Origin of the sequence: Erwinia aeris (assembly GCF_041224955.1) — a bacterium.
In the GTDB taxonomy this organism is placed as follows: domain Bacteria; phylum Pseudomonadota; class Gammaproteobacteria; order Enterobacterales; family Enterobacteriaceae; genus Erwinia; species Erwinia aeris.
Map to the genome: position 1 here is coordinate 71,499 of NZ_JBGFFX010000006.1, position 25,537 is coordinate 97,035.

At 58.6% G+C, this 25,537-nt stretch carries 16 protein-coding genes; 7 read left to right on the forward strand and 9 right to left on the reverse strand.

Features of this window, described 5'->3' with window-relative positions:
• Nucleotides 1–24: 24 nt before the first annotated feature.
• Genes baeS through AB6T85_RS11525 form a run of 5 tightly spaced genes read right to left on the reverse strand, consistent with a single transcriptional unit; the run spans nt 25 to nt 10,227 of the window.
• Nucleotides 25–1,416 carry an envelope stress sensor histidine kinase BaeS gene (gene baeS / locus AB6T85_RS11505; RefSeq protein ID WP_253460024.1) on the reverse strand — a complete coding sequence of 464 codons (1,392 nt, stop codon included), beginning with the start codon at nt 1,414–1,416 and terminating at the stop codon, nt 25–27.
• Nucleotides 1,417–2,820 (reverse strand): multidrug transporter subunit MdtD, encoded by a 1,404-nt coding sequence (gene mdtD / locus AB6T85_RS11510; RefSeq protein WP_369895620.1) that lies wholly within the window; start codon nt 2,818–2,820, stop codon nt 1,417–1,419. It lies immediately after the preceding gene.
• Entirely contained in the window at nt 2,820–5,897 is a 3,078-nt protein-coding gene (mdtC, locus tag AB6T85_RS11515; RefSeq protein WP_253460028.1) for a multidrug efflux RND transporter permease subunit MdtC, read from the reverse strand. The genes mdtD and mdtC overlap by 1 nt, the downstream gene beginning before the upstream one ends.
• The gene (locus AB6T85_RS11520) at nt 5,894–9,013 is read right to left on the reverse strand and encodes an MdtB/MuxB family multidrug efflux RND transporter permease subunit (RefSeq protein ID WP_253460031.1); all 3,120 of its coding nucleotides are present in this window, start codon (nt 9,011–9,013) and stop codon (nt 5,894–5,896) included. The genes mdtC and AB6T85_RS11520 overlap by 4 nt, the downstream gene beginning before the upstream one ends.
• Nucleotides 9,013–10,227, reverse strand: coding sequence for an MdtA/MuxA family multidrug efflux RND transporter periplasmic adaptor subunit (locus AB6T85_RS11525; protein ID WP_301730475.1), 1,215 nt, complete (start codon nt 10,225–10,227; stop codon nt 9,013–9,015). Before AB6T85_RS11525 ends, AB6T85_RS11520 begins: the two co-directional genes overlap by 1 nt.
• A gap of 282 nt (nt 10,228–10,509) precedes the next feature.
• Between AB6T85_RS11525 and AB6T85_RS11530 the strand changes: the two genes are divergently transcribed.
• Nucleotides 10,510–11,469, forward strand: coding sequence for an aldo/keto reductase (locus tag AB6T85_RS11530; RefSeq protein ID WP_369895623.1), 960 nt, complete (start codon nt 10,510–10,512; stop codon nt 11,467–11,469).
• Here the strand turns inward: AB6T85_RS11530 and yegD are convergent, their stop codons facing one another.
• The 3 genes from yegD to AB6T85_RS11545 all read right to left on the reverse strand — a co-directional run bounded on the left by yegD (nt 11,470) and on the right by AB6T85_RS11545 (nt 16,377).
• Nucleotides 11,470–12,822, reverse strand: a complete 1,353-nt coding sequence (gene yegD / locus AB6T85_RS11535; RefSeq protein WP_253460040.1) for a molecular chaperone — start codon at nt 12,820–12,822, stop codon at nt 11,470–11,472.
• Between the two features lie 120 nt (nt 12,823–12,942).
• The gene (locus tag AB6T85_RS11540; RefSeq protein WP_301251115.1) at nt 12,943–15,600 is read right to left on the reverse strand and encodes a diguanylate cyclase; all 2,658 of its coding nucleotides are present in this window, start codon (nt 15,598–15,600) and stop codon (nt 12,943–12,945) included.
• Between the two features lie 147 nt (nt 15,601–15,747).
• The gene (locus AB6T85_RS11545; RefSeq protein WP_253460046.1) at nt 15,748–16,377 is read right to left on the reverse strand and encodes a phosphatase PAP2 family protein; all 630 of its coding nucleotides are present in this window, start codon (nt 16,375–16,377) and stop codon (nt 15,748–15,750) included.
• 241 nt (nt 16,378–16,618) lie between these two features.
• Between AB6T85_RS11545 and udk the strand changes: the two genes are divergently transcribed.
• The 3 genes from udk to asmA all read left to right on the forward strand — a co-directional run bounded on the left by udk (nt 16,619) and on the right by asmA (nt 19,849).
• Nucleotides 16,619–17,260, forward strand: a complete 642-nt coding sequence (gene udk, locus AB6T85_RS11550; RefSeq protein WP_125288134.1) for a uridine kinase — start codon at nt 16,619–16,621, stop codon at nt 17,258–17,260.
• Between the two features lie 98 nt (nt 17,261–17,358).
• Nucleotides 17,359–17,952 carry a dCTP deaminase gene (gene dcd / locus AB6T85_RS11555; RefSeq protein WP_369895716.1) on the forward strand — a complete coding sequence of 198 codons (594 nt, stop codon included), beginning with the start codon at nt 17,359–17,361 and terminating at the stop codon, nt 17,950–17,952.
• 64 nt (nt 17,953–18,016) lie between these two features.
• Entirely contained in the window at nt 18,017–19,849 is a 1,833-nt protein-coding gene (gene asmA, locus AB6T85_RS11560) for an outer membrane assembly protein AsmA (RefSeq protein WP_369895626.1), read from the forward strand.
• 43 nt (nt 19,850–19,892) lie between these two features.
• Here asmA and AB6T85_RS11565 read toward each other — a convergent pair whose 3' ends face one another.
• Complete coding sequence (locus AB6T85_RS11565; RefSeq protein ID WP_369895717.1) at nt 19,893–21,464, reverse strand: TerC family protein; 1,572 nt, start codon at nt 21,462–21,464, stop codon at nt 19,893–19,895.
• 788 nt (nt 21,465–22,252) lie between these two features.
• On the opposite strand from AB6T85_RS11565, the gene wbaP reads away from it, so the two are divergent.
• From wbaP to AB6T85_RS11580, 3 genes are all read left to right on the forward strand, one after another.
• Entirely contained in the window at nt 22,253–23,686 is a 1,434-nt protein-coding gene (wbaP, locus tag AB6T85_RS11570) for an undecaprenyl-phosphate galactose phosphotransferase WbaP (protein ID WP_253460055.1), read from the forward strand.
• Between the two features lie 259 nt (nt 23,687–23,945).
• Nucleotides 23,946–25,079: a polysaccharide export protein gene (locus AB6T85_RS11575; protein ID WP_502092367.1), complete on the forward strand. Its 1,134-nt coding sequence runs from the start codon at nt 23,946–23,948 to the stop codon at nt 25,077–25,079.
• A gap of 12 nt (nt 25,080–25,091) precedes the next feature.
• The gene (locus AB6T85_RS11580; protein WP_253460058.1) at nt 25,092–25,526 is read left to right on the forward strand and encodes an arsenate reductase/protein-tyrosine-phosphatase family protein; all 435 of its coding nucleotides are present in this window, start codon (nt 25,092–25,094) and stop codon (nt 25,524–25,526) included.
• Nucleotides 25,527–25,537 lie beyond the last annotated feature (11 nt).

A 25,537-nucleotide genomic window follows, 5' to 3' on the forward strand; every position in this document is an offset into this window, starting at 1 on the left:
CACTCTTCTTTGCAAGCAGGCGCATTACGCCCGGGTTAGTCTTGCGGGTAAGTGTACCGTAATTTTAAGGCCACCGGCAGCAGAGTGATCCGCTTTGATCGCGCCCTCGTGCGCCTCCACGATATTCTGACAGATGGCCAGCCCCAGGCCGGAACCGCCGCTGGCGCGGTTGCGCGAGCTTTCCGCCCGGTAGAAACGCTCAAAAATCTGCTCGCGCTGCTCGTCGGTAATGCCCGGCGCGCTGTCCTCAAAATCGATAATTTGCTGGCCCTGTTCCGCGCGCAGCGTCACCACCAGGCCGCCGCCCGCATCGGTATAGCGCAGGCTGTTTTCCATCAGGTTGGTGAACAGCTGCATCAGGCGATCCGGATCGCCAAACAGCGGTGCGGAATCGGGCAGGCGAAGCTGCAAAGTCAGATGTCGGCTTTGGTAACGTCCCGCAAAATTCGCGGCGACCATTTCCAGCAGCGGCACCAGATCGATATCGCTGCGGCGATAGGCCAGCGCGCCTTCGTCAGAGAGTGAAAGCTGATGCACGTCCTCCACCAGTTTGGTCAGCGTCGCGACTTCACCCTGTAGAGAGACAATCGACTCCGGCGTCAGCTTGCGCACGCCGTCCTGAATGGCCTCCAGCTCGCCACGCAGGATCGCCAGCGGCGTGCGCAGCTCGTGCGAAATATCCGCCATAAAAGCCCGCCGCATACTTTCGTTTTTCTCCAGCGTGCTGGCCAGTCGGTTAAAATCCTGGCCCAGGCGGCCCAGCTCGTCGCGGCTGTCGGCCTTAACGCGCGTGGCGAAATCCCCGGCGGCCAGGTGATGCGTGCCCTCGACCAGCCTTTTCACCGGCGCGAGCAGGCCGCGCGACATCAGCCAGGTCACCAGCGCCGCCAGCAGCATGGTCAGGCCGACAATCATCCAGCTGGTGCGCTTCTGCTGCTGATCGAAGTTAATATCTGCGCTGCGGGTCAGCCTTTCCGGCGGCGAGCCGATCACCCAGCCCACGATATGGCCGCTGCTGGTGGTAATGCTGCGGCGGGTGCCTTCCGGCGGCACCGGCCCGCGCGGCCCCATCATCACGCGATATTGCTGATCGATGATCCAGAACTGCGTGCGCCAGCCGTGCGGCGGCAGCTGATTATTCGCCTCCGGGTTCTGCTCCAGCGAATGCAGGATCTGAAACACCAGCTTGTTGTTATGGCGCAGAAAGTCCCAGTTGCCGTGCTGCTCATACTGATCGGCCAGCGCGTCGCTCAGCAGCCCCAGCCGCTGCTCGTTGCCTTTTTTGATATAGTCGATAAAGCCGTGCTCAAAGCTGAGGCGCACGCCCCAGTGCATGGTGATCAGCACCAGCATACAGGTGGAAAAAATAGCGATAAACAGCTTGGCGGTGATGCCGATACGTAATTTTGCAAACATTCAGGGCTTTCTCCGACGGCTCAGCACCACGTTTTTGGTGACGTCTGGCGGCACGTGGCGAAACACCAGCGCGGGCAGAACAATCACCGCCGCCATACAGATCCAGGTTGAAATAAAGGCCTGCTGCATCAGCTCAGGCTGCGACTGTTGAGCAGCAAAGGTGCCGAGCAGCAGCCCGGCCAGCGTGACGCCCACGCTCGTCGACAGCTGCATCACCATCGACAGCAGGCTGTTGCCGCTGCTGGCCAGCTCGTCCGGCAAATCCTTCAGCGTCAGCGTGTTCATGGCCGAAAAACGAATGGCGTTAACCATGCCCTGCAGGAACAGCACCAGCGGCAGCAGCGTCTCCCAGCCAAGCAGCGCCGTCACCGGGAACAGCAGCACCACCAGCGCCAGGGCGACGGTAGCGCCGACCAGCACGTTACGGTAGCCGAAACGGTTAACGATCTGCACCACAATGCGCTTCATGCCCATATTGCCCAGCACCATCGGGATCATCATCAGCCCCGCGTGAAAAGGCGTATAGCCCATGCCGACCTGCAGGAAGATCGGCGTCATAAAAGGCAGCATGCCGCTGCCGATCCGCCCGGTAAGGCTGCCCAACAGGCCGACAGAATAAATACGGTTGTCGAACAGCTTCAGGCTGAACAGCGCCTGGTCGTTGGCGCGGGCATAGAGCAGATAGGACAGCAGGGCCAGGACGCCCGTCAGGATAAGCAAACAGAGCAGCAGCGGAGAAAAAACGGCGCCGCGCGAGCCGTCCAGCGCCAGCGTCAGCGTCGCCATGCCTGCGGCCAGCAGCAGAAAACCGCGAAAGTCAAAGCGGCGGCGCGGCAGGCGCAGATCGGGCAGCAGCAGCAGCGTTGCCGCCGCGCCCGCCAGGCCGACCGGCAGGTTCAGCAGGAAAATCCAGTGCCAGCTGGCGTACTGCACCAGCGCGCCACCCAGAACCGGCCCCAGCAGCGGGCCGATCTGGCCCGGCAGCGTCACAAAGGTCATCGCGGCCATATACTGCGCGCGCGGCACCAGCTTCATCACCGTCAGCCTGCCGACCGGCACCATCATCGCGCCGCCTAATCCTTGCAGCACGCGCGAGGCGATTAGCTGGTCAAGCGTGGAGGAGAGCGCGCAGAACAGCGAACCAACGCTGAACAGCACGATGGCGCTGAAGAAGATATTGCGCACGCCGAAGCGATCGGCCAGCCAGCCGCTGACCGGCAGCATCACCGCGACGGTCAGCACGTAGGAAACCACCACCGAATGCATACGCAGTGGATCCTGGTGCAGGCTGTGCGCCATCGCGGGCAGCGCGGTGTTGACGATAGTGGTGTCCAGCGACTGCATAAAGAAGCCGAACGCCACAATCCACAGCTGCCAGCGCACGCCGGCCGGAAGCGTCTCCATCAGCCGGTCGCGCCTGCGCGCCTGCGCGCGGCCGGTTTTCTGCGCAGCTTATCCATATAGAGATAAACCACCGGCGTGGTGTAGAGCGTCAGCAGCTGGCTCATCACCAGGCCGCCGACGATGGTGATCCCCAGCGGCTGGCGCAGCTCCGCGCCGTCGCCCGTGGTCAGCACCAGCGGCAGCGCGCCCAACAGCGCCGCCAGCGTGGTCATCATAATGGGGCGGAAGCGCAGCAGGCTGGCCTGGAAGATCGCCTCGCGCGCGCTCAGATTGCCGTTGCGCTGCGCATCCAGCGCGAAGTCGACCATCATGATAGCGTTCTTTTTCACGATGCCGATCAGCAGCAGAATGCCGATCAGCGCAATCAGGCTGAAGGGCGCGCCAAACAGCTCCAGCGCCAGCAGCGCGCCCACGCCCGCAGAGGGCAGGGTGGAGAGGATAGTCAGCGGATGCACATAGCTCTCGTAAAGAATGCCCAGCACGATATAAACGGTGGCGATGGCGGCCAGGATCAGCCACAGCTGGCTGCTTTGCGTCTCCTGAAAGATCTGCGCCGTGCCGGCAAAGCTGCCGCGCACGCTGGACGGTACGCCCAGCGCGGTCATGCTGCGCTCGATAGCCTCGGACGCCTGAGAAAGCGAGACGCCTTCCGGCAGGTTAAACGACACCGTCGAAGCGGCGGAAAGCCCCTCATGGTTCACCGACAGCGGCGCGTTGGCGGGCTGCCACTTCGCAAAGCCGGAAAGCGGAATCGCCTTGCCGTCGTTGTTGATCACGTACATCAGATCCAGCGAGCTGACGTCCTGGGTATAGCGCGGGTCGACCTCCATCACCACCTTATACTGATTCAGCGGCTGGTAAATGGTGGAGATCTGCCGCTGGCCGAAGGCGTTATTCAGCAGGCTGTTGGCGTCGGCGACGTTGATGCCCAGCTGCGCCATGCGGGTGCGATCGTAAACCAGCGCCATCTCGGCGCCTTTGTCCTGCTGATCGGAGTTAACGTCCGCCAGCTCGGGCAGCTTAGAAAACGCCTGACGAATTTTCGGCTCCCAGCTGCGCAAATCGTCCAGATCGTCCGACAGCAACGTGTACTGATAGCCCGCGTTCGACTCGCGCCCGCCCACTCTTAAATCCTGTACCGCCATTAAAAACAGGCTCGCGCCCGGTTCTTTCGCCAGCTTGCCGCGTAGCCGGGCGATCACCGCCTGGGCGCTGTCGCTGCGTTCGCTGAGCGGTTTAAGCGAAATAAACATTGAGCCGCTGTTGGTGCGCGAGCCGCCGGTAAAGCCGACCACGCTTTCCACCGCCGGATCGTCACGGACGATTTTCATAAAATCTTCCAGCTTGCCGCGCATCGACTGGAAAGAGATGCTCTGATCCGCCTGGATAAAGCCCATCAGCCGCCCGGTATCCTGCTCTGGCATAAAGGTTTTCGGCACCACGACGTACAGGTACATGGTCAGGCCGATGGTGGCGATAAACACCAGCAGCGTCCAGCGCGAATGGTTCAGCACCCAGTTCAGCGAGCGGCCGTAGCCCTGCTGAATGCCCGTCAGCACGCGGCCGAAACCGCGCAGGCGCGGCTGCTCGCGGCGGGGATGCGCTTTCAGCAGGCGGCCGCACATCATCGGCGTCAGCGTCACCGAGATCAGCAGCGAAATGATAATGGAGACGGAGAGCGTCACGGCGAACTCGCGGAAAAAGCGGCCAATCAGCCCGCCGAGCATCAGCAACGGCAGGAACACCGCCACCAGCGACAGGCTCATCGACAGCACGGTAAAGCCGACCTCGCGCGTTCCCTGCAGCGCGGCCTGAATCGGCTTCATGCCCGCCTCCACGTGGCGGGAAATATTTTCCAGCACCACGATGGCGTCATCCACCACAAACCCCGTCGCCACCGTCAGCGCCATCAGCGACAGGTTGTTGAGGCTGAAGCCGCAGAGATACATGGCGGCAAAGGTGCCGATCAGCGATACCGGCACGGCAACGGCAGGGATCAGCGTGGCGCGGCCCGAACGCAAGAAGGCGAACACCACCAGGATTACCAGCCCGACGGAAATAACCAGCGACTGTTCCACTTCGGCCAGCGACGCGCGGATAGTTGGTGAGCGATCCTGCGCGACATCCAGCTGAATGGAGGCGGGAATGCTGTTGCGCAGCTCCGGCACCGCCGCGCGAATACGATCGACGGTATCGATAATATTGGCTTCGGGCAGCTTGCGGATCAGCAGCAAAATCGCCGGTTTAGCGTTGGCCATCCCGGCGTTGCGCACGTCCTGCACCGAGTCGGTGACGTTGGCGACATCCTGGAGCCGCACCGCCGCGCCGTTGCTGTAGTGCACGATCAGCGGCTGATACTCCGCCGCCGTTTTCAGCTCGTCGTTGGTTTTGATCTGCCAGCGTTGATGGCTGTCTTCAATCGCGCCCTGCGGCCTGCGCTGGTTGGCGTTGCTGATAGCCGTGCGCACCGCGTCCAGCGACACGCCCTGGTTAAACAGCGCCTGCGGATTCAGATCCACGCGCACCGCTGGCAGCGAGCTGCCGCCTACGGAGACGTCGCCCACGCCCTCGATCTGCGCCAGCTTCTGCGCCAGCTGGGTAGAGGCGTAGTCGTACAGATCGCCCTGCGACCAGGCATCCGACGTCAGCGTCATAATCATAATCGGCGCGTCGGAAGGGTTGATTTTGCGCCAGGTCGGCCGGCTCGGCATCCCCGTCGGCAGCAGGCTTTGCGCCGCGTTGATCGCGCCCTGCACGTCGCGCGCCGCGCCGTTGATATCGCGATCGTAATCAAAAACCAGAATGATGCGCGTGCTGCCCAGCGAGCTGGTGGAGGTCATCTCGCTGACGCCCGCGATGCGGCCCAGCGACCGCTCCAGCGGCGTGGCCACTGACGAAGCCATCGTCTCCGGCGATGCGCCGGGCAGCGAAGCGGAGATTAAAATCACCGGGAAATCGACCTGCGGCAGCGGCGCGACCGGCAGCAGGCGAAAGCTCAGCGCGCCCGCCAGCGCGATGGCGATGGTCAGCAGAATAGTGGCGACCGGACGGTGAATAAACAGCGCAAAAAATTTCACTGCGCCTCCTTCGACGGCAGACGACGACGGGCGGCCTGCGCCAGGCGATCGAACAGCAGATAGATGACCGGCGTGGTGAACAGCGTCAGCACCTGGCTGACGATCAGGCCGCCCACCATCGCCACGCCCAGCGGATGCCGCAGCTCGGCGCCGACGCCGGTGCTCAGCATCAGCGGCAGCGCGCCCAGCAGCGCCGCCAGCGTGGTCATCAGGATCGGCCGGAAGCGCAGCAGGCAGGCCTGATAGATCGCGTCATAAGGCGTCATGCCCTGTTCGCGCTCCGCCGCCAGCGCGAAGTCAATCATCATAATGGCGTTTTTCTTCACGATGCCGATCAGCAGAATGATGCCGATAATGGCGATCACATCCAGCTCGTTGCCGCTGAGCATCAGCGCCAGCAGCGCGCCGACGCCCGCCGTCGGCAGCGTGGAAAGAATGGTGATCGGATGGATAAAACTTTCATACAGCACGCCCAGCACGATATACATCGCCACCACGGCGGCCACGATCAGCCAGACGGTGCTGGAGAGCGCCGCCTGAAACGCCAGCGTGCTGCCCTGGAACTTCGTGACGATCTCGGCGGGCATTGCCATCGTCTGTTCAGCCTGAGTAATGGCGTTCACCGCCTCCTCCAGCGAATAGCCGTCGCGGACGTTAAACGAGAAGGTGGTGGAAGGGAACTGATCCAGATGATTGATGCTTAACGCGCCGTGACGCTGCTCCACGCTGGCAATAGCGCTGAGCGGCACGCTGCCGCCGTCGGTGCTGGTCAGGCGAATCGATTCCAGCGCGGCCAGGCCCGGCGTGGCGGAAATATCGTTTTCCAACACCACGCGATACTGGCTGGCCTGGGTATAGATAGTGGAGATCAGCCGCTGACCAAAGGCGTTATAGAGCGCGTTGTCGACGTCCGCCATGCTGATGCCAAGACGGCTGGCGTTATCGCGATCCACCTTGATATAGGCTTCCAGCCCGCGATCCTGCCAGTCGCTGCTGACATCCTTTAGCTGTGGCAGCTGGTTCAGCGCCTCGGTGAGCTTCGGCACCCACAGGCTCAGCGAATCCAGCGAGCCGGTTTGCAGCGTAAACTGATACTGCGTGCGGCTGAGCTGGGTATCGATGGTGAGATCCTGCACCGGCTGAAGATAAAGATTAATGCCGGGCAGGGCGGCGACCGCCTGCTGTAAACGGGCAATCACCGCCGGAATGCGATCCTCACGCTCGTCCAGCGGCTTAAGGTTGATTTGCAGCCGTCCGCTGTTCAGCGCCGGATTGGTGCCGTCCACGCCGACAAACGAGGTCAGGCTCTGTACCGCCGGATCTTTCATAATAATCGACGCGACCTGCTGCTGGCGCTGCGCCATGCTGGCCCAGGAAACCGACTGCGGCGCCTGCACCGTGCCCTGAATAATGCCGTTATCCTGCAAGGGGAAAAAGCCTTTCGGGATAGCTATCCACAGCAGCACGGTGATGGCCAGCGTGCCGAGCGCCACGCCAAGCGTCAGCCACTGGTGATCCAGCACGCGCTTGAGAAAGCGGCCATAGGCGGCAATGACGCGATCGAACATCGCCTCGCTGGCGCGCGAAAAGCGGTTCTGCTTGCGCAAGGATTCCACGCTGAGCATCCGCGCGCACATCATCGGCGTCAGCGTCAGCGACACCACGGCGGAAATCAGGATTGATACCGCCAGCGTAACGGCAAACTCGCGGAACAGCCTGCCGACGATATCGCCCATAAACAGCAGCGGGATCAGCACCGCAATCAGCGAGAAGGTCAGTGAGATAATGGTAAAGCCGATCTCGCCCGCGCCCTTCAGCGCCGCGTCCAGCGGCTTTTCGCCTTTTTCGATATAGCGGGAGATATTTTCAATTACCACGATAGCGTCATCGACCACAAAGCCGGTGGCGATGGTCAACGCCATCAGCGTCAGGTTATTGACGGAGAAGCCGAGGAAGTAGATCACGGCAAAGGTGCCGACCAGCGACAGCGGCACCGCGACCGCCGGAATAATCGTTGCCGGCACGTTGCGCAGAAACAGATAGATGATCATCACCACCAGCGCGATTGCCAGCATCAGCTCGAACTGCACGTCGTTGACCGAGGCGCGAATATTGGTGGTGCGGTCGGTCAGCACTTTGACCTCGACCGACTTCGGCAGGGAGGCGGTCAGCGCGGGCAGCATCTGGCGAATGCTGTCGGCGGTGGTGATAATGTTTGCGCCCGGCTGCCGCTGAATATTAAGCACGATAGCCTGCTGGCGGTTAGCCCAGGCGCCCAGCCAGCTGTTTTCCGCTCCCTGTTCCACGGTAGCGACGTCGCGCAGGCGCACCGGCGCGCCGTTCTGCCAGCTGATAATCAGCTGCCGATAATCTTCCGCCGACTTCATCTGATCGTTGGCGGAAAGCGTAATCGAGCGCTCCGGGCCGTCCAGGCTGCCTTTAGCCGAATTAACGTTGGCGCTGCTGATAGCGGTGCGCACCGTTTCGCTGGTTAAGCCCAGCGAGGCCAGCGCCTGCGCGTTGAGCTTCACCCGCACCGCTGGCCGCTGGCCGCCCGCGAGCGTCACCAGACCCACGCCGGAAACCTGCGAAATCTTCTGCGCCACGCGCGTCTCCACCATATCCTGCACCTGGGTCATCGGCATACTGGTGGTGGTTACGGCCAGCGTCATGATCGGCGGATCGGCGGGGTTCACCTTGCTGTAAACCGGCGGGTTTGGCAGATCGGACGGCAGCAGATTGGTCGCGGCGTTGATGGCGGCCTGCACCTCCTGCTCGGCCACGTCCAGCGGCAGCGTTAGCTGAAACTGTAGCGTCACGACCGACGCGCCGCCGGAACTCTGCGAAGCCATCTGCTTTAAGCCCGACATCTGGCCGAACTGGCGTTCCAGCGGCGCGGTAACGGCCGAGGTCATCACGTCCGGGCTGGCGCCGGGGTAGAGCGTCACCACCTGAATGGTGGGATAGTCGACCTCCGGCAGCGCCGAAACGGGCAGCGAGCGGTAGCCCAGAATACCGGCCAGCAGGATAGCGACCATCAGCAGCGTGGTTGCCACCGGACGCATAATAAACTGGCGGGAAGGGCCGCCGCCGGGGTTGGAAGGCATCACCTGCATTACTGGCGCGCTCCCTTAGCGGGCGGCGTGCCGGTGCCCGGCAGCGGCGTGGCCTGCGGCGCGACCACTTCTACCGTGGCGCCTTCCGTCAGGCGATCGATACCGTCGGTCACCACTTTTTCGCCTTCATCCAGTCCGGCATCCACAATCGCTTTTTCGCTGTCCTGCACGCTGACGGTGATAGTCTTTTTACTGACCTTGCCGTCGCTGTTAACCACCCAGACAAAATGCCCCTCATTGCCCATTTGCAGCGCCGCTACCGGGATAACAATGGCGTCGTGCAGCGTGTTGACCTGCAAACGCGCGTTGACAAACTGATTAGGAAACAGGCGGTCGTCCTGATTAGTGAACTGCGCTTTGACTTTAATCGTACCGGTCGTGACGTCGATCTGATTATCCATGCTCAGCAGCGAACCGGTCGCCAGCAGCGTTTTGTTGCTGCGGTCCCAGGCTTCTACCGGCACCGGCTGCCCGGCTTTTTGCGCGTTCAGCAGGGTTTCGATCTGGTTTTCAGGCAGGCTGAACACCAGCTCGACAGGATGCGTTTGGGTGATCACCACGATGCCGTTGGTATCGCCGCTGCTGATATAGTTGCCAATATCTACCTGACGCAGCCCGACGCGGCCGGAAATGGGCGAGGTGATGCGGCTGTAGGTCAGGTTCAGCTGCGCGCTGGCAACGCTGCCCTCGTCCGCTTTGATCGTGCCCAGGGTTTCACTGACCAGCGCGCGCTGCGTATCCAGCTCCTGCTGCGAAACCAGGTTGGTTTTCACCAGCTTCTCCAGCCGCGCCAGATCGCGACGCGCGTTGGCAAGCGTCGCCTGATCTCTTGCCAGCTGGCCCTGCGCCTGCGTCAGCGCGACCTGGAAGGGGCGAGGATCGATTTCCGCCAGCAGCTGGCCCGCTTTAACTTCCTGGCCTTCGGTAAAGTGAAGCGCCATCAGATCGCCATCGACGCGGCTGCGCAGCGTAACGGTATTGGCGGCGGCCACGGTGCCCAGCCCGGTCAGGTATTGCGGCACGCTCTGACGCGCGGCGGCGGCGGCCTGCACCGGCGCCAGCGGGCCGCCTGCGGCTTTACGACCGCCGCCGGAAGCGTGCGGGCGTTCGGCTGTTTTTTGCGGCTCGCCGTGGCTGTGCCACCAGTAAAGTCCGCCCGCTGCGATAGCCGCGAGCACCACAAGTATGATTTTAAAACGGCGCCGGGTGTTCATCCTGTTATCAGCTCTCCAAAGGCAAAAGTTAGCGTCGGTAAAGCAATCTCGCCGGTCGAAAAGCCTGGCTGTTTTTCGGGGCCGGCCGAGACTGAAGACGCTTAATATTTCAATTTTAACGGATTTATCGATTATAAAAATGAAGGAATTAAGAATAACCGTTCAGCAAGTGTAAGTATTCCTGCCCCGGCGTGCCTGTACCGTCAATCAACAAACGGCTCGTGTGGATATTTGCTACGCTAATAGTCACTTCAGAAACCCTTCCAATACAGGAGTATAAAGATGATCCAAACGCATCGCGAGCTGGGCCGTACCGGTATTCAGGTTCCCACGCTGACTTTTGGCGGCAACGTTTTCGGCTGGACGGTCGATCGGCAAACTTCTTTTTCTCTGCTGGACGCGCTGGTGGAAAAAGGCCTCTTCTTTATTGATACCGCCGACTGCTATTCGCGCTGGGCGCCGGGCAACGAGGGCGGCGAATCAGAAACCATCATCGGCGACTGGCTGAAGAAAACCGGCAAGCGCAATCAAATCGTGCTGGCCACCAAGGTCGGCATGGAGATGGGCGAAGGCAAAACCGGCCTGTCGCCCGCCTATATTCGCCAGGCGGTAGAGGCCTCGCTAAAACGTTTGCAAACCGACTATATCGATCTCTATCAGGCGCACCGCGACGACAGCGACACCCCTTTGCAGGAGACGCTGGCGACCTTCGACGCGCTGATTAAAGAAGGCAAGGTGCGGGCCATTGGCGCCTCTAACTACAGCGCGGAAAGGCTGCAGGAAGCGCTGAACATCAGCAAACAGCAGGGCCTGGCCCGCTATGAAACGCTACAGCCGGAATACAATCTTTATGACCGCCAGGGTTACGAAAGCGGCCTGGAGCAGGTAGCACGGGAACATGGTCTGGGCGTGATCAACTACTATTCGCTGGCCAGCGGATTTTTAAGCGGCAAATATCGCAGCAAGGCTGACGCGAATAAAAGCAAGCGCGGCGAAGGCGTGGTCGAGAAGTACCTGAACGATCGTGGCCTGCGCATCCTGAAAGCGTTAGACGAGGTGGCGGAAGAGAGCCAGGCCACGCCAACGCAGGTTGCGCTGGCGTGGCAGATTGCCCGTCCGGGCATCACCGCGCCGATTGTCAGTGTGACCTCGCTTCCTCAGCTGGAAGAGCTGAGCAAGGCTGCCAGTCTTCAGCTTAGCGAGGAAGCGATCCGCAAGCTTACCGAAGCGAGCCGCTATTAATTAGCGAAACAGCACCTGCGCCCAGCGCGCCAGACCGGCGGTGACGGAACCGAAGTCATCGCCGCTGGCGAGCGGGATGTCCGGCAGCTGCTTTTGCAGCGCCTCGCGCAGCACCGGCGAGCGGGCGCTGCCGCCCGTCAGATAGATCACGTCCGGTCGGGTGCCGCTGCCGTCCAGCGCCAGCTTTACCTGTTCCTGAATGCGCTCCAGCGGCTGGGCGATAGCGCTTTTCAGCGCGTCCACGCTGATATCGGTCGCCAGCGACTGCTCAATAAAATCCAGCGTCGAGGTGGCCGAAGGCCGATCGGAAAGGGCGATCTTGCTCTCTTCCGCCGCGCGCACCAGGCGATAGCCCAGCCGCTGCTGCCAGACTTTCAGCAGGCGCTGCACTTTTTCCGGCTCGCGGGCGTCGCGGATCAAATCCTGAAGCTGTTTGCGGCTGGCCGTGGCGTAAAAGTCGCTTTGCGCAGGCACGTCGTTGATAGCGATAGCGTTCCACCACGGCAGCGCAGGCAGCGCGATGCCTTTGTGCGTCTGGCCGCCGCTGCCCAGCAGCGGCATCAGCTCTTTAAAGGCCAGCATTATGTCCAGGTCGTTACCGCCGACGCGGCAGCCGCTGTGGCCCAGCAGGCTCTCCTGTCGCTCGGCCCTGTCGTGCCATTGCGGGCCCATCAGCAGCACGGAGCAGTCGGTGGTACCGCCGCCGATATCCACAATCAGCACGCGCGTCTCTTTTTTCAGCGTCGCTTCAAATTCCAGACCGGCCGCGACCGGCTCGAACTGGAACTCAACTTCTTTAAACCCGGCGCGGCTGGCGGCGCGCGCCAGGATGCCCTGCGCCTGGCGGTTGGCTTCTTCGCCGCCCAGCCCCTGGAAGTTGACCGGACGGCCAATCACCGCCTGGGTAATGCTTTCCTGCGTCTGCGCTTCGGCCTGCTGGCGGATATGCAGCATCATCGCGCACACCAGATCTTCAAAGAAGGCGACCTGCTGCGGCTTCAGGCCGCTCGCGCCCAGGAAGGATTTTGGCGATTTAACGAACCAGGTATCTTCCGGCTCGGCCATATATTGCGCCAGCGAAGCCAGACCGAACTGCACGCTGGCGGGCGTGACTTCGATATCTTCTTCACGGTTGAACGCGATGGCGCGCCGTAAAATCGCCTGATTTTCGGCTTCGGGCGTTGGCACCTGGTGATGGCGAAACAGCCATTCGCTGACCGTATCGCGCGTCGGCGCGCAGAGCATTGAGGGTAGCAGGCTGGAACCGTTTTCCAGCGGCAGCAGCGCGGGCACGCCCTCTTTCATGATGGCGACCGAGCAGTTTGCCGTCCCGTAATCAAAGCCGATAAACATTCCTTCCCTCCGCTAATAAAAAAAGGGGGCGACTTTAGCCCAGGGGCGGCAGGAGAGCAAGCGCCGGGTAAGCTTTAATTGACGCGCGCGGCGCTGGTTGTGTGCCAGGGCGAGCAAAGGCTACCGCAGCGGGCTGCTGTTATTGCCTTGAGAAGAGAGCTGCTGCGGTAAAATTTGTTCGTTTTCGCGCTGTGACAGCACGGGTTTAAGCGTATCTATCAGCTTTGCTTCATAAATGGAAAACTGGCCGCGACCGTTGTGCTTGGCGTTGTAGCAGGCCAGATCGGCCTGAGCCATCACGTCGCTGGCGTGAGCGTTGTCCTTGCTGAGCTGGGTGATGCCCGCGCTGGCGCCAATGCGGTGCAGCTGGCCTTCCCACAGAAAAGGATAATGATTTACTGCCACCACCAGGCACTCTGCGATATCGCGAGCCTCACCAAGCGCGCAGTCCGGCAGCAGCACGCCAAACTCATCGCCGCCCAGGCGCGCCAGAAAATCGCCGCTGCGCAAATGCTGTTTCATCTGGCCCGATATCTCCCGCAGCAGCGCATCGCCGGCGGCATGACCGGCGCTGTCGTTGACCGCCTTAAAGCGATCGAGATCGATAAAGATCAGCGCGTGCTGACGCTGCTGCTGGCTGGCGCTGTGCAGCAGCTGTTTCAGACGCTGCTCGAAGCTGACGCGGTTAGGCAGGCGGGTCAGCATATCGTGCGAGGCGCCGTAGCTCAGCCGCCGCATCATCTCCCGCGATTCGCTGACGTCCTGGATCACCATCACGCTGCCGATATAGCCGCCTTCCAGCGTTTTCAGCGGCGTAATGCTGTAGTGAATATCAAAACAGTCGCCGGAACGAGTATGCAGCACCAGCTCTTCGGCCAGTTCCGGCACCGATTTGCTGTGCGGCAGCCCGCATAACAGCAGGTTTTCCATTTCCGGGCCGTCGCTGCCGTGAGTGATGCGCAGCAGATCGCTGAGCCGTTTTCCTGCCGCCTCTTCCTGCGTCCAGCCGCTCATCACTTCCGCTACCGGGTTCATAAACGTCACCCGCATCTCTTCATCCGTGCTGATCACCGCCTCGCCGATGGCGTCCAGCGTAATGTGCATTCGCTCTTTTTCCTGGTAGAGCGCGTCGGTCAGCTGACGCATCGCTGTCACGTCCTGATTGATGCCAAGCATTCTTTCAACGTTGCCGTCGTCGCCAAAAACCAGCGTCGACTGGCTGTGAATAAAGCGGATGCCGTCATCCGTAGCGATACGGAACACGATATCTACCGGCAGGGATTCTTTGATGCCCTTATCAAAAGCGTCGATGGCCATTTGACGATCGGCAGGCAGCAGGCTGTTAACCCACGTCAGATAGGTCGCCTGGCCTTCTTCCTTCAACCCATAGAGCTGAAACATGCGCTTGTCCCAGTTCATTTTGCCGGTCTTCAGGCTCAGATCCCAGACGCCGATGCCGCCCGCCTCATTAGCCAGCGTAATACGTTGCATCAGGCGACGGTTGGCGGCTTCGGTCTGCTTCAGGTCGGAAATATCTTCAATTTGAGAAATAAAGTAGAGCGGCCGCTGCTCGCTGTCGCGCACCAGCGAGGTTGCCAGCAGCGCCCAAACAATCCCCCCGTCTTTACGCAGATAGCGTTTTTCATGACTGTAGGTTTCGATCTCGCCTGCCAGCAGCTCGTGAAACTTGCTTTCATCAACCGCCAGGTCATCAGGGTGCGTCAGCATCTGAAAGGTCATCGTAACCAGCTCGGTTTGGGCGTAGCCCAGCAGCCGACAAAGCGATTGATTCACCTGTAGAAAGCGGCCTTCCGGCGACACCAGCGCCATGCCGATCACCGAATACTCCATGGCATGACGGAATCTGGCCTCGCTCTGGGAGATATGCTTTTTTTCCTCCCGGAACGAGTGCATCACCTGCGCCATAATATGGCTGGGAATGATCGCCAGCAAAAACGGCAGCCAGGGCGCGCTGTTCACGATAGTCACCGCGTTGGTATATTGCACCAGCTGGTTTAGCGCCAGCAGCAGGCTCATCATCAGCAGCGTGGCGAAGAAAACAATAAAGGCAGACAGGCGCGGCAGGCGTACGGCGCTGTAGAACAGCACCACCATCACAAAGGTAAAAGACCACGGCAGATAGCGTAACGCGCAGTAGCTCAGCGCCAGCGTCACGATCAGCGTCAATAACGTTTCCACCAGCGCGTGCTGGCTAAGGGATTTGCGCAGCTCTTCGGGTCGCCATAGCAGGCAAACCGGGCCGATCGCCAGCATCCCGATAGTTTCCGACACCGCCCAGGTGGTAAAAAAGTGGAAGTTGGCCCGCCCGGTAAAGTTCAGTGACCAGCAGGCGAGCAGTGCGCCGAGCAGCGGCGTAAAGATGCCGACCGATACCACCATCTTGCTCCAGCCGAGCAGCGAATCCAGCGGCGCTTCTCTGTCCAGCAGCCTGCGCAACAGCGCGCCGCCCAGCAGCGCCTGAAGTAAATTGATTAGCGGAAACGTCAATACGACGACGGCTGTGCCTACCATCAGCGCGTTGGCGGCGATAATGCCGACCATACAGCCGCCCAGCAGTCCCGGCAGCCTGCGCGGCGGATAGTGGAACACCAGCAGGGTCATCAGGGCGGTGGGCAGCCAAAGCGAAGAGATTTGAATGCTGACTTTAATCAGTTCCAGACAAAACAGCGTCAGGACAAAGGAAAGCACGCCAAACATCGCTCCCCTGAGCCAGGGGAGAGAGGAGCGGTCAGCGGGGGAAAACGTATCAGTCGTCATAAAAATCCAGCGAGGCAACGGAGAACGGTCAGCTCGAACCAGGTAACTTAAGGCATGCTAACACATTCGTTTTTGAATGCCTGCGCTAATTCAAAAGATCGCTTTATTCGGGCGATTGACCGCCGCGCGCCGCTGGTGGACGGGAAATTACTGCCGAAGCTTCAGCAAATCGTCGCGTGTCCAGGGATGGTCAATGCCGGCAATCTGCACGGAAAGACGCTGTAAAAACTGTTGCGTGGTGGCAAGACGACCGTGGCTCAGCAGCAGCAGAGGCAGCAGGAGCGCAATGCAAAGCTGCAGCGTGGAAAAGCCCTGCACTCTGGCGCGCCGCTGGCTGACCAGGAAAGCCGTACTCAGGGTAAAGCCCAGGATCAGACCGGTAATCACTTCGCTGGTGGAGTGGTAGCTAAGCAGCAGCCGCGAGACGCCGACCAGGATGGGGATCAGGTAGCCGATACCAACGGCAAACAGGCGGCCCTTGTCCGACAGGCGTCCGCTGAGCAGCCACAGCATCACCGGCCACAGCGTCGCCGACATGGCGGTATGGCCGCTGAAGCCGGTAAAGTTCAGGTGCGCGCTGCCAAGGCCAAAGCCCATAAAAGCCACTTTAGAGAGGCTGACCACGGCACCGGCGGTGCAGAACGCCAGCGCCCAATACCAGGCCGCGCGGCGATCGCTGTTTTTCCAGCTAATCAGCCCGGCCATCACGATAGCGGTAGGAATAAGCAACATGCTGTCGCCAAAATAGGTCAAAAAATGCAATGTACGCCAGTACACGGTGTTTCCTTATTATGCTGTGATAACCCGCTACGCTGTTGCAACAGGGTGCCTGCAACGGCCGGGCCGACATTGTGAATCTGACAGCCAACAGTTTAGCGAGAGGGGCAGCAGAGGTATAACGGGAAAGTCTTAAAAGCCTTCCGCCGGTTTTTTCTGGCATCAACACCCCGAAATCCCTATAATTACGCGCGAATTCATCCTCTCCATCTGTCTCAGACACAAATCAGGTCTTTAATTTATGACTGACAAGTCGCATCAGTGCGTCATCGTAGGTATCGCCGGCGCATCTGCCTCGGGAAAAAGTCTTATCGCCAGTACGCTCTATCGTGAAGTTCGCGATCGGGTCGGCGATGAAAATATTGGTGTTATCCCTGAGGATGCTTATTACAAAGACCAAAGCCATCTGACCATGGATGAACGGGTTAAAACAAACTATGACCACCCCAGCGCCATGGATCATAACCTGCTGCTGCAGCATTTGCAGATGCTGAAAGCAGGGGAAGCGATCGATCTGCCGGTTTACAGCTATGTAGAACATACCCGTACCGCGCAGACTATTGAGCTGAAACCGAAGAAAGTCATTATTCTGGAAGGGATCCTGCTGCTGACGGACGCGCGGCTGCGCGCCGAAATGAACTTTTCGATCTTCGTGGATACGCCGCTGGATATCTGCCTGATGCGCCGCATGAAGCGCGACGTCAACGAACGAGGCCGCTCAATGGACTCCGTGATGGCGCAGTATCAGAAAACCGTGCGTCCGATGTTCCTGCAGTTTATCGAACCTTCCAAACAGTACGCTGACATTATCGTGCCTCGCGGCGGTAAAAACCGCATCGCGATCGATATCCTGAAGGCGAAGATCAATCAGTTCTTCGAGTAAACCTGCCCCGGCGGCCGAAAGGGCCAGCCGGGTAGCCCGCGCAGGGAGCGCTCATGCTCCCGCCGCTCAGCCTGTTATTAATTTGGGAGTATCTGTCCATGCGTTTATGCGACCGTGATATAGAAGCCTGGCTCGACAGCGGCCAGCTTGATATCTCTCCGCGTCCGCCGGTAGAGCGTATTAACGGCGCTACCGTTGACGTCCGCCTCGGCAATCAGTTCCGCACTTTCCGCGGCCACACCGCTGCCTTTATCGATCTCAGCGGCCCGAAAGACGAGGTCAGCGCGGCGCTTGACCGCGTGATGAGCGACGAAATCGTGCTGCCGGAAGGCGAAGCGTTCTTTTTACACCCTGGCGAACTGGCGCTGGCGGTGACGTTTGAATCCGTGACCCTTCCTGATAACCTGGTCGGCTGGCTGGACGGGCGTTCATCGCTGGCCCGGCTGGGACTGATGGTGCACGTTACCGCCCACCGTATCGATCCAGGCTGGCAGGGACGTATCGTGCTGGAGTTCTATAATTCTGGTAAGCTGCCGCTGGCGTTACGGCCGGGGATGCTGATTGGCGCGCTGAGCTTTGAACCGCTTTCCGGGCCGGCGGCTCGTCCTTATAACCGCCGTCAGGATGCCAAATACAAAGGGCAACAGGGCGCGGACGCCAGCCGTATCGATAAAGATCAGGACGAGGTATAGCGGCGGCGGGGCAGGGCCTGAGCCAGCGGCATGCGTCAGGAAGTGGAAGCTATAAGGGGAAGGCATGAAAAGGTTTATCACCACGTTGGCCATTTTGCTGGTGGTTATCGTGGCCGGCATGACGGCGCTGGTTTTGCTGGTCAATCCCAATGATTTTCGCGCCTATATGGCCAGACAGGTCGAACAGCGCAGCGGCTATCAGCTGGCGCTGAACGGCGATTTGCGCTGGCACGTCTGGCCGCAGCTCAGCATTCTCTCCGGCCCGATGACCCTGACCGCGCCCGGCGCGCAGCAGCCTTTTGTCAGCGCCAGCAATATGCGGCTTGACGTCAAGCTCCTTCCTTTGCTTTCTCATCAGCTGGCGGTCAAACAGGTTCTGCTGAAAGGGGCGGTGATGCGCCTGACGCCCGACAGCGCGGCGCAGCGTCCGGCCAATGCGCCGCAGGGCCCGGCGGATACCGCACCGCCGCCGCCGCTGACTCAGCGCTGGACCTTTGATATCGATAATTTGCAGGTTGCCGACAGCCTGCTGATCTGGCAACAGAACAGCGGCGAGCAGCTTAACGTTCGCGATCTGAACCTGCAGCTGTCGCAGAACGCGCAGCGCCATGCCCATATTGAATTTGGCAGCCGCGTCAGCCGTGACCAGCGTGAGCTGTTGGTGAATCTGAATGCGGATGTGGATCTCAGCCACTATCCACAGCATCTTGCAGCAACGGTAAACCAGCTGGACTACCAGCTGAGCGGGGCCGATCTGCCGCGTGAAGGCGTCAAAGGGCAGGCGACCCTGCAGGCGGAGTGGCGCGACAGCGATGCTTTCAGCCTGAAAAATCTGGCGCTAAGCCTTAACGACAGTCAGCTCAACGGCAGCGCCAGCGGGACGCTGGGCGACCGCCCGCAAATCTCGCTGGATCTGCATGCCTCCGTGCTGAATCTGGATCCGTTGTTAGGGCTGGAAACCGAGGTCAACAGCGAAGGCCAAAATATCCAGACTCAGCGCGGCGGCCCTGCGCCCGTTATTGCTCAACCCGTGCAGGATAACGCCAGCTCGCCGTTTAACCAGATGGACGGACAGCTGGCGCTGTCGGCAGATAAGCTTAACTGGCGCGGTATGACGTTTGACGGGGTGACGCTACAGGGCAACAGCAGTAATGGCCTGGTGACGCTGGCGACGCTGACCGGCAAAACGGGCAACGGGCAGTTTTCCCTGCCGGGCAGCCTCGATTTCCGCCATGCACAGACGCAGATCGCGCTGACGCCTTCCTTGCAGAATATCGCCGTGGCGCCGCTGCTTAAAGCGTTTGAGCTGCCGGCTTCGCTGAGCGGCGATCTGACGCTGAACGGCAGCTTCAGCGGCGCGGGCCTGAGCGTGCCCGCCTTTAAACATGCCTGGCAGGGCAGTGCCGAAATCAGCCTGAACAACGCGCTGCTCTCCGGACTGAACTTCCAGCGTATGATCCAGCGCGCTGTAGAGCGTAGCAGCAGCCGCGTTCACGCCGCCGCCGGGCCGGAGAACGACTTCCAGCAAATCACGGGTAAGATGTCGCTGCAAAAAGGGCTGCTGGCTTTCGTCGACCTGCACGGACGCGCCTCCATGCTTAACTATAGCGGCAAGGGCACGGTGAATATGGCAGACAAACAGGCGGATATGAACTTTGGCGTAACGGTCACCGAGGGCTGGCAGGGCGATAGCGAGCTGATTGGACGGCTCCAGCAGACGCCGGTGCCGTTAAGGATCTACGGCCCGTGGGATGGCCTGAACTATTCGCTGCAAATCGATCAGGTACTGCGCCAGCAGCTACAGGATGAAGCGAAGAAGCGTCTGAAAGCGTGGTCGGAGAAAAATCCGCAAAGCGGCAAAAGCAGTTCGGTACAGAAACTGATTAACGACCTTTGATGGGCAGCGCTGATAAAGCAGCATCGCTTTATCAGCGCCGGTGTTACCAGTCTTCTTCTTCCGTCACCAGAGGGATAATTTGGACTTTCTGCACGCGGTGGCTTTCTACTTTAAGCGTGCGGAACAGGCAGTCGTTAATCTGGATCTCTTCGCCTTCCTGCGGCACCCGCTGCATATGCTCCATCAGCAGTCCCGCCAGCGTGTGATACTCCCTTTTTTCATCCAGCGGCAGCGGCACGTACATAATCAGATCGTCCAGCGGCATATGCCCGTTGGCCGTCCAGCTGCCGTCTGCGTTTTGCTGGATATCGTAGCGGGGATCGATAGCTTCGCCTTCGTTAGGCAGGTTGCCCGCGATGGTTTCCATCACGTCGCTGAGCGTGACCACGCCCTCTACCGACCCAAACTCATCCACCACAAAGGCAAAATGCGTGCGCGCATTGCGGAACTGCTCCAGCGCCGGCAACAGCGACAGCTGCTCGGGGAACACCAGCGGCTGACGGATCAGCGCGCGGATATCCAGACTGTCGCCGTGCAGCGCCTGCTTCAGCAGGTCAATAACGTGCACCACGCCGAGCGGATCCTCGCTGTTTTCCGTGACCACCAGCCGCGTATGCTGGTTCTGGTCAAGCATCGCCATAATGTCTGCCGGCGACTCGCTGAGATCCACAGAAGCGATATCCTGACGGGAGGTCATAATGCTGCTGACCGTGCGCTGCCCCATGCCAAGCACGCGCGCAATCATCATGCGCTCCTGCTTGTTAAAGATCGCCTGGCTGCTGCTGTCGGCAACCAGCGAAGAGGTTTCCGCATCCAGCTCCGCCTGCTCGTGGCTGCCGCGCAGCAGGCGCAGCACGGCTTCGGCGGTACGTTTACGCAGGGGCGCTTTGGAAGAGAGGAAGCGGCGACGGTTGAAATGCGCCAGCTGATTCAGCGCTTCGATAATCACCGAGAAACCGATAGCGGCGTAAAGGTAGCCTTTAGGAATATGATAGCCAAAGCCGTCCGCCACCAGGCTGAAACCAATCATCAGCAGGAAGCTCAGGCAGAGGATAACGATCGTCGGGTGTTGATTAACAAAACGCGTCAGCGGCTTGCTGGCCAGCAACATTAAGCAAATTGCGATAATAACGGCCGCCATCATCACGGCCAGATGGTCCACCATCCCTACGGCCGTGATCACGGAATCCAGGGAAAAAACTGCGTCCAGCACCACAATTTGCGCTACCACTGGCCAGAATTTAGCCCCACGCTTTTGTGGATTTTCATCCTCATCTTTGCCTTCCAGCCGTTCGTTCAGCTCCACTGTCGCTTTAAACAGCAGAAAAACGCCGCCCAGCAGCATGATCAAATCGCGCGCGCTGAAGGCGTGTCCGCCAACCGAGAAGAGGGCAGAGGTCAGTGAAGAGAGCCAGGAGATAGAGGCCAGCAGCAGCAGACGCATAATCAGCGCCAGCATCAGGCCCGTGACGCGGGCGCGGTCACGCTGCGCGGGCGGCAGCTTTTCCGCCAGGATAGCGATGAAGACAAGATTATCAATGCCCAGCACCAGTTCCAGCACGATCAGGGTGACAAGGCCAGCCCAGATTGACGGATCGACGATCCATTCAAACATCAGAAGTTCACTCATACAGATTAAGGAAATGCCATGATGATAGTGAACGTCGCCTGATTCAACAAATAATCCCCTGAAAGTCGCCGCAAGGTCGATAAACAGCCGAATAAATCGCCACTCATTCCTGGAATTGCCCGCGCAAAATTTGGCATCTGATTAAAAGGTTTTCAGGAATATTCGCATAGGTCTGCCTGTTGAAATAAGGGATACTTAAGCAATGAAGTAAAGTCAGACAGGAATATTCTGACTGTGACAGTAAAGCTAATCTGAATTTATCGTGAGGATAAAGATGAAAGGTATGGTTTAGCATGGCGCTGAAGGTAGTCTTAATCCTAAAAGCGCGCATGGGTAGCGGCAGGCTCTTGTAAACAGGCCAGTAATAACTAGTATAGCAATGTGTTAGTAAATGGCTGCGTTAATGTAGCAATTAGCACGGTCGCGTCTTAACGTTCTTTTTTATGTTCGGCTTTATGTAGACGCGCCAGTTAGTGCCTTTAGATGGCAGGATAAAACCAACACTTCAGGACAAAATACAGCGCATTGGCAGCTACAAGCCAGGGGCGGTAGCGTGTCCGAAGCGGTGAAAAGACCACGCCTTTTGGCGATAAAATCACCGCAGTTGTTGATTTTACATGTCATTCTCTGATTGTACTGCCAGTTACCATGAGCTTTTACACAATTTCTGAATACGTCTCCTGTGTAATAAAGAGCGTGTCGATAAGATACGCAATCCTTAGCGGTGGGAATTATTAAATCACAGGCTTTTGAAGAAAAAATAAGAGTTAACTATGCGCGATATAGAATTTACATTTAAAGGACTGTTAATAAAAATATCACTGGCACTTTCAGATCTTATTTTCTTTAACGCCTCCTTATTTATTGCTGTTCTGCTGATGAAAACTTTTCCAAACAGTTTGTTGGAAAATATGTCAGAGCAGGATCTGCAATTAAAAATAAGCACACACATCATTCTCTCTGTGATTTGTATCGGCTGGTTCTGGGTTCGCCTGCGCCACTATACCTATCGCAAACCGTTCTGGTTTGAATTAAAAGAAGTCTTCCGCAGCGTGCTGATCTTCTCCGTTATTGACCTGTCGATTACGGCATTGTCAAAATGGGAAATGTCCCGCTGGGTGTGGATTATTACCTGGCTGCTGGCGCTGATCCTTATTCCTGTCGGCCGCGCCATCGTTAAGCGTGTGCTGAACCGTAACGGCCTGTGGAAAAAGCAGTCCATTATTATCGGCAGCGGTAAAAATGCGGAAGAAGCCTATCTGGCGCTGCAAAGCGAAGAGGTAATGGGCTTTGACGTGGTGGCTTTCTACGATGTGGATGGCACTACGCCCGCGCCTGCGCTGTTCGGCATTCCGGTCATTCGCGATGAAACCTCGCTCTGGCAGCTGGTCAACAGCGAAACGCAATTTATTGTCGCCGTAGAATATGAACAGAGTCAGTATCGTGATCTCTGGCTGAAAAATCTGGCGAAACATAATTGCCGTTCCGTTTCCGTTATTCCTTCACTGCGTGGCGTACCGCTATACGGTACTGATATGGCTTATATCTTCAGCCATGAAGTTATGATCCTGCGCGTCAGCAATAATTTGGCGAAGCGCACCTCGCGTTTCCTTAAGCGTACCTTCGATATTGTCGGTGCCTTAAGTATTATCACCATGCTGATGCCTGCGCTGGCCTTCCTGATCTTTATGGTCGCTCGCGACGGCGGCAATCCTATTTATGGGCATGAGCGAGTAGGGCGCAACGGACGCAAATTTAAATGCCTTAAGTTCCGTTCAATGGTGGTGAATTCCAAAGAGGTACTGGAAGAAGTGCTACGCACCGATCCTGTAGCGCGTGCGGAATGGGATAAAGACTTTAAGCTGAAGAACGATCCCCGCATCACCCGCATCGGTCACTTTATTCGTAAAACCAGCCTTGATGAGCTGCCGCAGCTGTGGAACGTGGTTCGCGGCGAGATGAGCCTGGTCGGCCCGCGTCCGGTGATTGAAGACGAGCTGGAGCGCTATGCGGGCGACGTTGACTACTACTTTATGGCTAAGCCTGGTATGACCGGCCTGTGGCAGGTAAGCGGACGTAACGATGTCGATTATGAAACCCGCGTTTATTTTGACTCCTGGTACGTAAAAAACTGGTCATTGTGGAACGATATCGCCATCCTGTTCAAAACCATCGGGGTGGTGCTTAAGCGCGACGGCGCCTATTAATTTGAGCTTTCGACGCGCTCTTCGGAGCGCGTCGCTGTTATAGCGTAGTTTGACTGTAACCGTCATGGACTTACGCGCTCACCACTTTCTTTGTTAAGCGTCGGTTCACAGCGAGTCGGCAAGGCATTAAAAAAGGATAGGGATCGGACGATAATGACTGACAGTTATAGCGATTGAAACGCTTATCTTTACTTTTGCAAGACGCTACACAGCGGCGGATCCGCCACTATCAATCAAATTACTGATAGCGATGAAACAGATGATTACAATCAAAACGAAGTTACTGCCCTTGTTGATATCGGCTACCCTCCTTTCCGGATGTACGGTAGTTCCGGGTTCAAAGCTTTCCACCAGCGGAAAAGACGTAATTAAGCAGCAGGACAACGATTTTGACATTGATAAATACGTTAATGTCTTCCCGATGACCCCAAGCCTGGTTGACCGTATGCGTCCGGCGCCCGTTGTGGCACGACAGAACGTTCAGCTGCAAAATGAACTGCAAAACTATGAGTATCGTATCGGCGTCGGCGATGTGCTGACCGTTATCGTCTGGGACCACCCGGAGCTGACCACGCCAGCGGGCCAGTACCGCAGCGCCAGCGACACCGGTAACTGGGTTCACTCAGACGGCACCATTTTTTATCCTTATATCGGCCGCGTTCGCGTAGCCGGTCGTACCGTGCAGGAAGTGCGTACCGAAGTCGCCAGCCGCCTGGCACAGTATATCGAAAGCCCTCAGGTTGACGTCAGCGTTGCCTCGTTCAAGTCGCAGAAAGCGTACGTGACGGGCGAAGTAACCACGTCTGGCCAGCAGCCGATTACCAACGTGCCGCTGACTATTCTGGATGCGATCAACGCCGCAGGCGGCCTGACCGCCAATGCCGACTGGCGCAACGTAGTGCTGACCCACAACGGCAGCGAAGTGCCGGTTTCTCTGCAGGCGCTGATGCAAAACGGCGATCTGTCGCAGAACCATCTGCTTTATCCGGGCGATATCCTGTTTGTGCCGCGCAACGACGATCTGAAAGTCTTTGTGATGGGCGAAGTCAGACAGCAGACCACGCTGAAAATGGATCGCAGCGGTATGACGCTTTCCGAAGCGCTGGGCAGCGCCCAGGGCATGGATCAGACCGCCTCTGACGCGACGGGCGTATTTGTTATCCGTCCAATCAAAGGGAAAAACCGCACCAAGATCGCCAACATCTATCAGCTGAACCTGAAGGATGCGTCGGCGATGGTGATGGGCTCCGAATTCCAGCTGGAACCGTATGACATCGTTTATGTCACCTCAACGCCGCTGACGCGTTGGAACCGTGTTATTTCGCAGCTGACCCCAACTATCACCGGTATCTATAACGCGAGCGAAAACGCGCAGATTATTCACAACTGGTAACAGCGGGGCATGATGATTAATTCAATCTTAGTGGTCTGCGTCGGCAATATCTGCCGCTCTCCTACGGGGGAGCGGCTGCTGAAACAGGCGCTACCGGATAAAAAGATCGCCTCGGCGGGGCTGAGCGCGCTGGTCGACCATCCGGCCGACGAAACCGCCAGCAGCGTCGCCAGCGAACATGGGGTTTCGCTGGCGGGCCATCAGGCACGGCAGCTGACCTCCGGCATGTGCCGGGATTACGATCTCATCCTGGTGATGGAAAAAAGGCATGTCGATCTGGTCAACCGCATTAACCCCTCCGTACGTGGCAAGACCATGTTATTTGGCCACTGGCTCAACCAGCAGGAAATAGCGGATCCCTATAAGAAAAGCCGCGATGCCTTTGAAGCCGTGTACGGATTACTCGAAAAAGCTGCCCAGAAATGGGTCACCGCATTAAGCCGATAGTTGGGATACTC